At 70.0% G+C, this 6,805-nt stretch carries 5 protein-coding genes; 3 read left to right on the top strand and 2 right to left on the bottom strand.

The genetic code is table 11. The features are described from left to right. Positions 1 to 579 precede the first annotated feature (579 nt). Together AC6EUL_RS18255 and AC6EUL_RS18250 are read left to right on the top strand one after the other, a co-directional pair. Positions 580 to 1,227 (top strand): DsbA family protein, encoded by a 648-nt coding sequence (locus tag AC6EUL_RS18255; protein WP_499871788.1) that lies wholly within the window; start codon positions 580 to 582, stop codon positions 1,225 to 1,227. A gap of 14 nt (positions 1,228 to 1,241) precedes the next feature. Next, positions 1,242 to 2,105, top strand: coding sequence for an MBL fold metallo-hydrolase (locus tag AC6EUL_RS18250; RefSeq protein WP_499871793.1), 864 nt, complete (start codon positions 1,242 to 1,244; stop codon positions 2,103 to 2,105). Between the two features lie 54 nt (positions 2,106 to 2,159). Here AC6EUL_RS18250 and AC6EUL_RS18245 read toward each other — a convergent pair whose 3' ends face one another. Continuing rightward, positions 2,160 to 3,227, bottom strand: a complete 1,068-nt coding sequence (locus tag AC6EUL_RS18245; protein ID WP_056274717.1) for a spore photoproduct lyase family protein — start codon at positions 3,225 to 3,227, stop codon at positions 2,160 to 2,162. Between the two features lie 109 nt (positions 3,228 to 3,336). Continuing rightward, entirely contained in the window at positions 3,337 to 4,128 is a 792-nt protein-coding gene (locus tag AC6EUL_RS18240) for an SHOCT domain-containing protein (protein WP_499871785.1), read from the bottom strand. A gap of 273 nt (positions 4,129 to 4,401) precedes the next feature. Between AC6EUL_RS18240 and glgX the strand changes: the two genes are divergently transcribed. Continuing rightward, positions 4,402 to 6,678: a glycogen debranching protein GlgX gene (gene glgX, locus AC6EUL_RS18235; RefSeq protein WP_499871783.1), complete on the top strand. Its 2,277-nt coding sequence runs from the start codon at positions 4,402 to 4,404 to the stop codon at positions 6,676 to 6,678. Positions 6,679 to 6,805 lie beyond the last annotated feature (127 nt).

The following is a 6,805-nucleotide window of genomic DNA, read 5'->3' as shown; positions in this document are numbered from 1 at the left end:
CCATCGAGGCCGGGATCGAGAGCACTGACGGCACAGGGAAAGTGATGAGCGTCGGCTCATCCCGCTCCCTCCGCCAGATCCTGACGTCCGACATTCGGCTCGTGCGAGAACGCCCAGCGTTCTCCGCGCATCGCCATGGCTTCCGTCCTGTTCGAAATGACAGGGCTTCACCCACCCTCCCAAGACTGACGGCGCGCCCCGCCGTCTGTCTTACAGGCTCGGCAGCACCGCACATCGTCGCGTCGTTGTCGTCGCCCGGCTTTGTTCGCGGGCGGCACCATCGTCATCCTCGCCCCCACCGCCGGCCACGGTATCCTGCATAGGGCCGGCGAGCGCTGCGGTGAGGACCTGATCGGCGCGCTCTGCGCTGAGTTTAGGCGGGCGTCGGGACATCCGTGGCGCCGCCGGCCCCGGTTCGGTGAACCCGGAGACCGGGCCGCCGCGCAGGGGTCGGGCGACCCAGTCCAAAAATTGGACTCGTCTTGCGGAAAGTCTGGCGCTAAATGACGTCTCATCTGAATTTTATCGGTTAATTCAGATGATTCGCGGCGCGCGCAGCCACAAAGCAGGTCCAGGTCCATGCGGTTGACCTTTCTGTTCGATCCCTTGTGCGGCTGGTGCTACGGGGCCGCTCCCGCGTTGGCCTGGATCGCCCAGTCGGGGGCGGTCGCGCTGGACCTCGCGCCCACGGGCCTGTTCGCGGGCGAGGGCGGCCAGCCCATGGATCCCGCCTTCGCGGACTATGTCTGGCAGAACGACCAGCGCATTACGGACCAGACGGGGCAACCGTTCAGCGACGCCTATCGCGCCCTGATCTTCCGGACGCCCGGCGCCGCCTTCAATTCGGCCGCCGCCACCCTCGGCCTCGTCGCGATCGGACTGACCCGGCCCGGCCGTGAGCTCGAAGGCCTGCAGGCGCTCCAGCAGGCCCGCTACGTCGCGGGCCGGGACACTGCGGATCGCACCGTGGTTGCGGACGTGCTCGCCGGCGCCGGCTTCGCGGAGGCCGCCGGCCGGCTGGAGGAGCCCGACCCCGAACTGCGCGAGGCGACCCGGCATCGGATCGAGGCCGCCGTTCGGATGGCGGCCCGGTTCGGGGCCCGGGGCGTCCCCGCCCTCGTCCTCGCGGACGAGGAAGGCGCCCGACGCCTGCCGAGCGGCATCCTCTTCGGCGACCGGGACAGACTGGCGGCCGAGCTTCGCGCCGGATCGGGAGAAACACCATGATGGAGGAAACGCCGATGCAGACCGGGCTTGGCCCGACCATCGCGATGCCGCTGACCGGGCTGGCCGGACCCGGGCTCGCCTGGACGCACTTTCCCGCCGGCCCGAAGGGGTTCTTCCGCGCCCCGGTGCTGATCGAGGGGCCGACCGAAGCGATCCTGATCGACGGCGGCTTCACCGTCTCCGACGGTCGAGCCGTCGCGGCGGCGATCGCAGCGACGGGCAAGCGCCTCACGACGATCTATGTCAGCCAGTCGGACCCGGACTATTACTTCGGGCTGAAACCCCTCTGCGAGGCCTTTCCGGAGGCCCGGGTGCTCGCTGCCTCCGCCACCGTGTCGGCCATCGCCCGCACGGTCGATGCGAAGATCGCCGCCTGGGGCCCGCAGCTGGGGGCCGAGGGTCCGGGGACGCGGGCCGACGTGGTCATGCCCACGCCCTTCGACGGCGCTGCCCTGTCGGTCGATGGAGAGACCGTCGAGATCGTGCCCGCCATGGGCCTGCCCAACCGCCGCACCCTGTTCGTCCCGGCCCTGAACGCGGTGTTCGGCGGAGTCCTGATCTTCTCCGGCGTCCACGTCTGGACCGCCGACACGCCGAGCCCGGAGGCCCGCGCCGCCTGGATCGCCGAACTCGACCGGATCGCCGCGCGTGCGCCGTCCGTCGTCGTGCCGGGCCATCTGGCGGTCGAGGCCGCCACCGACGGCTCGGCCCTCGCCTTCACCCGAAGCTACCTCCTGGCCTTCGAGGAGGCCCTCGCGGCGGGCGGGGATGCCGCCGCGCTGAAGGCCGCGATGCTGGCCCGCTTCCCGGGCCTCGGCATGGACATCGCCCTCGACATCGGCGCCAAGGTCGCCACGGGCGAGATGGTCTGGGGGTGAGGCGAAGCGGCACACCAGCGGGGGCGGCGGACGGTGGCCGGGCCGCCGGCCCCTTCAGAACGCGTACCGCACCGTGCAGTAGGGCATGCGCTCGGCGAGCAGGGCCTTGAAGCGGGCGAGCCACTGACCCTTCCAGCCGGTGCGGTAGCGCAGGTTAGCGCCGCCGCCCTCGGAGACCTTCGCCTCCTGGATGTCCGGCCGCCAGAGCAGGTCCTCGGCCTTGGGGTGCCATCCGAGATTGACTGCGTGCAGGTCGGCGTTGTGGGTCAGCAGGATGATCTCCGCTTTGAGCTGCGCCCGGGCCGCCGGGCCGATCGCGCCGTCGATGGCGGCGAACAGGGCCGCCCAATCGGCCTCCCAGCCCTCGTAGAGGATGACCGGCGAGAAATTGACGTGGACCTCGTAACCGGCGGCGACGAAGTCGTCGATGGCGGCGATGCGCTCGGGGATCGGTGCCGTCCGCACGTCGACGATGCGGGCGATGCGCTCGGGCATGAGCGAGAAGCGGATCCGGGTCTTGCCCTGGGGGTCGTAGGCCAGGAGATCGCGGTTCACCGCCTTGGTGGCGAAGGACGCCTTGGCGTTGGGGATGTCCCGGAAGAGCGCCACGAGATCCCGCACCGTCTCGCTCACCATGGCGTCCACCGAGAGGTCGCCGTTCTCGCCGAGGTCGTAGACCCAGAGGGCGGGATCGATCGTGTCGGGCTCGGGCAGGGGCCCCTGGCGGGCGGCGTGGCGCGCGATGGCGGCGGCCACGGCCTCGACGTTGACGAAGAGCGAGATCGGATTGGCGAAGCCCTTGCGCCGGGGCACGTAGCAGTAGGCGCAGGCCATGGCGCAGCCGTTGGAGGTCGAGGGGGCGATGAAGTGGGCGCTGCGCCCGTTCGGCCGCATGGCGAGGCCCTTCTTCACCCCCAGCACCAGGGTGGAGCGCTTGATCCGCACCCAATCCTCCACCGAGCCGGCATTGCCGTGCAGACTCGGGATGTTCCAGTGCGAGGGGACGACGATGCGGTCGGCCTCCGGAAACCGGTCCAGGATTTCCCGCCCGCGCGGGTAATCCGGCACGGCGGGCTCGTGATAGATCGTTGTGACGTCGAGGAGGTCGCGGGGTCGAGCCATCAGCCTTGCGGAATCTCTGCCGCGATCCGCGTCCTGCGCGCGGCACCGGTTCCAGGCCAACGCAGCCGGCCCCCGGGCGATCCGGCCCGCGTCGTTCGGAGCCTGGCGATCAGAGGCGCGCGAGCAGCTCGGCCTTCTTGGCGGTGAACTCGCCCTCCGTGAGGATGCCCTTGCGGCGCATCTCCGACAGGCGCTCGATCGTCGAGAGCACGTCGCTGCCGCCCACCGGCCCGGCGCTGCCCGGATGCGACGCCTCGGCGCCCGGATGACCGGGCTCGAAGGGTTCGGGCGCGAAAGGTTCGGGGGCGACGGGTTCGGGGGCGACGGGTTCGGGGGCGAAGGGTTCGGGGGCGAAGGGGCGGGCCTCGCCGCGCTCGGCCTCGTCGAGGCGCTTCAGGCTGGCAAGGTCCACGGGGCCGCCGGGGCCGGAGAAGCGCAGGCTCGTCGCGCTGCCCTGCTGCTGCGAGACGCCGCTGATGGCGTGATCGGCGGTGTCGTAGATCGCGGCCCGCCCCTCCGATTCGACCACGAGACGCCGCTGGACCGGGAAATAGGCGTAGCGCATCCCGTTCTGCGATCCGGCGGTGGCCGGTGCCCCCCATTCGGGAGGCCAGGGCGCCCCGGCGCCGCGCGGCACCTCCGACCAGGCGCCGGCCGGCAGCGCGGCGGCGAGGGCGGTGCAGAGGGCGTCCACCCGGGCCTTGAGCTCGGCGTTGAACATGTCGCCGATCATGGTCATGCCCGCGCCCGACCATTGGCCGAAGCCGCCGAGCTCGGGATGGTTGAACTGCGCCATCCGGCCGTGGCCCGCTTCGAGCGCCTGGACGAGGTGGCGCACGGCGTCGAGGCTGACCCGGTAGCGATCGGCGATCGCCTGCAGGCCGTAGGGCTGATCTGTCATGCGCCGGTCTCCTTGCCCCGGGCGGCCCCCGCCGCGCCGTGTTCGCAGTCTTGATGTTCGCAGTCTTGCCGTTCGCAGTCTTGCCGTTCGTAGTCTTGCCGCAACCGCTCGCGCCGTGGAAGCGGCTGCGGGGCACCGCGCCGTGCGATGCAAAAAGATTTGCCCCGTGGCGGACCTTCCGGCGAAGCGTGAGCGTTCCTGTCCAGGTTTCCAGGACGGGGCGTCGCGCAGCGCCCTGTCTCGACGCACCCACCGATACCGCCCGGAGCGAACATGGCCGACACGACGAATCCCGCGGACCGCTCAAGCCCGCAGGGCCGCGCTAAACGTTCGCGCATCAAGGAAGGCTCGCCCTATCCGCTCGGCGCGAACTGGGACGGCCTGGGCGTGAACTTCGCCCTGTTCTCGGCCCACGCCACCAAGGTCGAACTCTGCCTGTTCGACGATGACGGCGTGAACGAGATCGAGCGGATCGAGCTGCCCGAGTACACCGACGAGATCTGGCACGGCTACCTGCCCGACGCGCGCCCGGGCACCATCTACGGCTACCGCGTCCACGGCCCCTACGAGCCGACGGCCGGGCACCGCTTCAATCCGAACAAGCTGCTCATCGACCCCTACGCCAAGGGGCTCGTCGGCTCCATCACCTGGAACCCGGCCCTGTTCGGCTACCAGATGGAGACCGGCGACGACCTGACCTTCGACGACCGCGATTCCGCGCCCTACACCCGCCGCTCCCGCGTCATCGACCCGGCCTTCACCTGGGGCCGGGACCGCAAGCCGCACGTGCCGTGGGAGAAGACCATCTTCTACGAGACCCACGTGAAGGGCTTCACCAAGCTCCACCCGGCGGTGCCGGAGAAGCTGCGCGGCACCTATGCGGGCCTCGGCACGCCGGCGGTGCTCGACTACATCAAGAGCCTCGGCGTCACCTCGGTGGAGCTTCTGCCGGTCCACGCCTTCGTGCAGGACGATTACCTGCAGGAGAAGGACCTGGTGAACTACTGGGGCTACAACACCATCTCGTTCTTCACCCCCGCCCGGCGCTACGCCGCCGTGCCGGACTTCGCCTTCTCCGAGTTCAAGGAGATGGTGGCGCGCATGCACGGCGCCGGCCTCGAGGTGATCCTGGACGTGGTCTACAACCACACCGCCGAGGGCAACGAGAAGGGTCCGACGCTGTCGTACAAGGGCGTCGACAACGCCTCCTACTACCGGCTCATGCCCAAGGAGCCGCGCTACTACATCAACGACACCGGCACGGGGAACACCTTCAACCTGTCGCACCCGCGGGTGCTGCAGCTCGTGACCGACTCCCTGCGCTACTGGGCGACCGAGATGCGGGTGGACGGCTTCCGCTTCGACCTCGCCACCATCCTGGGCCGCGAGCCGCACGGCTTCGACGAGGGCGGCGGCTTCCTCGACACCTGCCGGCAGGACCCGGTGCTGAACGGCGTCAAGCTCATCGCCGAGCCCTGGGATTGCGGCCCGGGCGGCTATCAGGTCGGCGGCTTCCCGCCGGGCTGGGCCGAGTGGAACGACCGCTTTCGCGACGACGTGCGCGGCTACTGGCGCGGCGACGAGGGCATGCTGCCCGATCTCGCCGCCCGGCTCACCGGCTCGGCCGACAAGTTCAACAAGCGCGGGCGCAAGCCCTGGGCTTCGGTGAACTTCCTGACCGCCCATGACGGCTTCACGCTGAACGACACCGTGTCGTACAACGAGAAGCACAACCTGGCGAACGGCGAGGACAACCGCGACGGACACTCGCACAACCTGTCGAACAACTACGGGGCCGAGGGACCGACGGACGATCCGGAGATCCGCGCCGTGCGCCTGCGCCAGATGCGCAACATGCTGGCGACGCTGTTCCTCTCCCGCGGTACCCCGATGCTGCTCGCGGGCGACGAGTTCGCCCGCACCCAGAACGGCAACAACAACGCCTATTGCCAGGACAACGAGATCTCCTGGCTCGACTGGGAGGCCGTCGGGCCCGAGGAGCGGGATCTCGCCGAGTTCACGCAGCGCCTGACCCTGCTGCGCGAGGCGCTCCCGATCCTCACCCGCGGCCGATTCCTCACGGGCGCCTACGACGAGGAGTTCGGCGTCAAGGACGTGACCTGGCTGCGTCCCGACGGCGGGGAGATGTCGCCGGAGAACTGGACGCAGGGCGATGCCCGCGCCATCGCGGTGCTCCTCGACGGCCGGGCCCAGGCCTCGGGCATCCACCAGCGCGGCGGCGATGCCACCCTGCTGTTGCTCTACAACGCCTACCACGACCTCGTGTCGTTCACCCTGCCGGAATCGGTGGGCGGCGTCGGCTGGACGCGGCTCCTCGACACGAACCTGCCCGACAGCCAGGACGTGGTGAGCAAGCCGATCGGCGCGACCTACGAGGTCACCGGACGCTCGATGCTGATGTTCGTCCTGAAGCCCGAGGAGGTCGAGGGCGTCGAGGCCAGCGATGGGGAGCGTTCCTACCAGCACGTGATGCAGGCCTTCGAGCGGGCCAACGTCAACAGCGTCCGCTTCGAGACCGAGCAGCGCTGACCCTCCGACCCGCCGCGCGTCTCGTGACGCGCGGCGGGTCCTCGCTGAATCGTCATGCCGACGGTGAGATGCCTGGGCCGGCACAGGGAACGATGATGGCGCCGGGAGTTTGACCCGTGTAAGGGGC

This window comes from Methylobacterium sp. 001424705 (genome assembly GCF_059816145.1).
The sequence above is the reverse complement of the archived record's forward strand: the minus strand, read 5'-3'. Positions and strand labels throughout refer to the sequence as shown.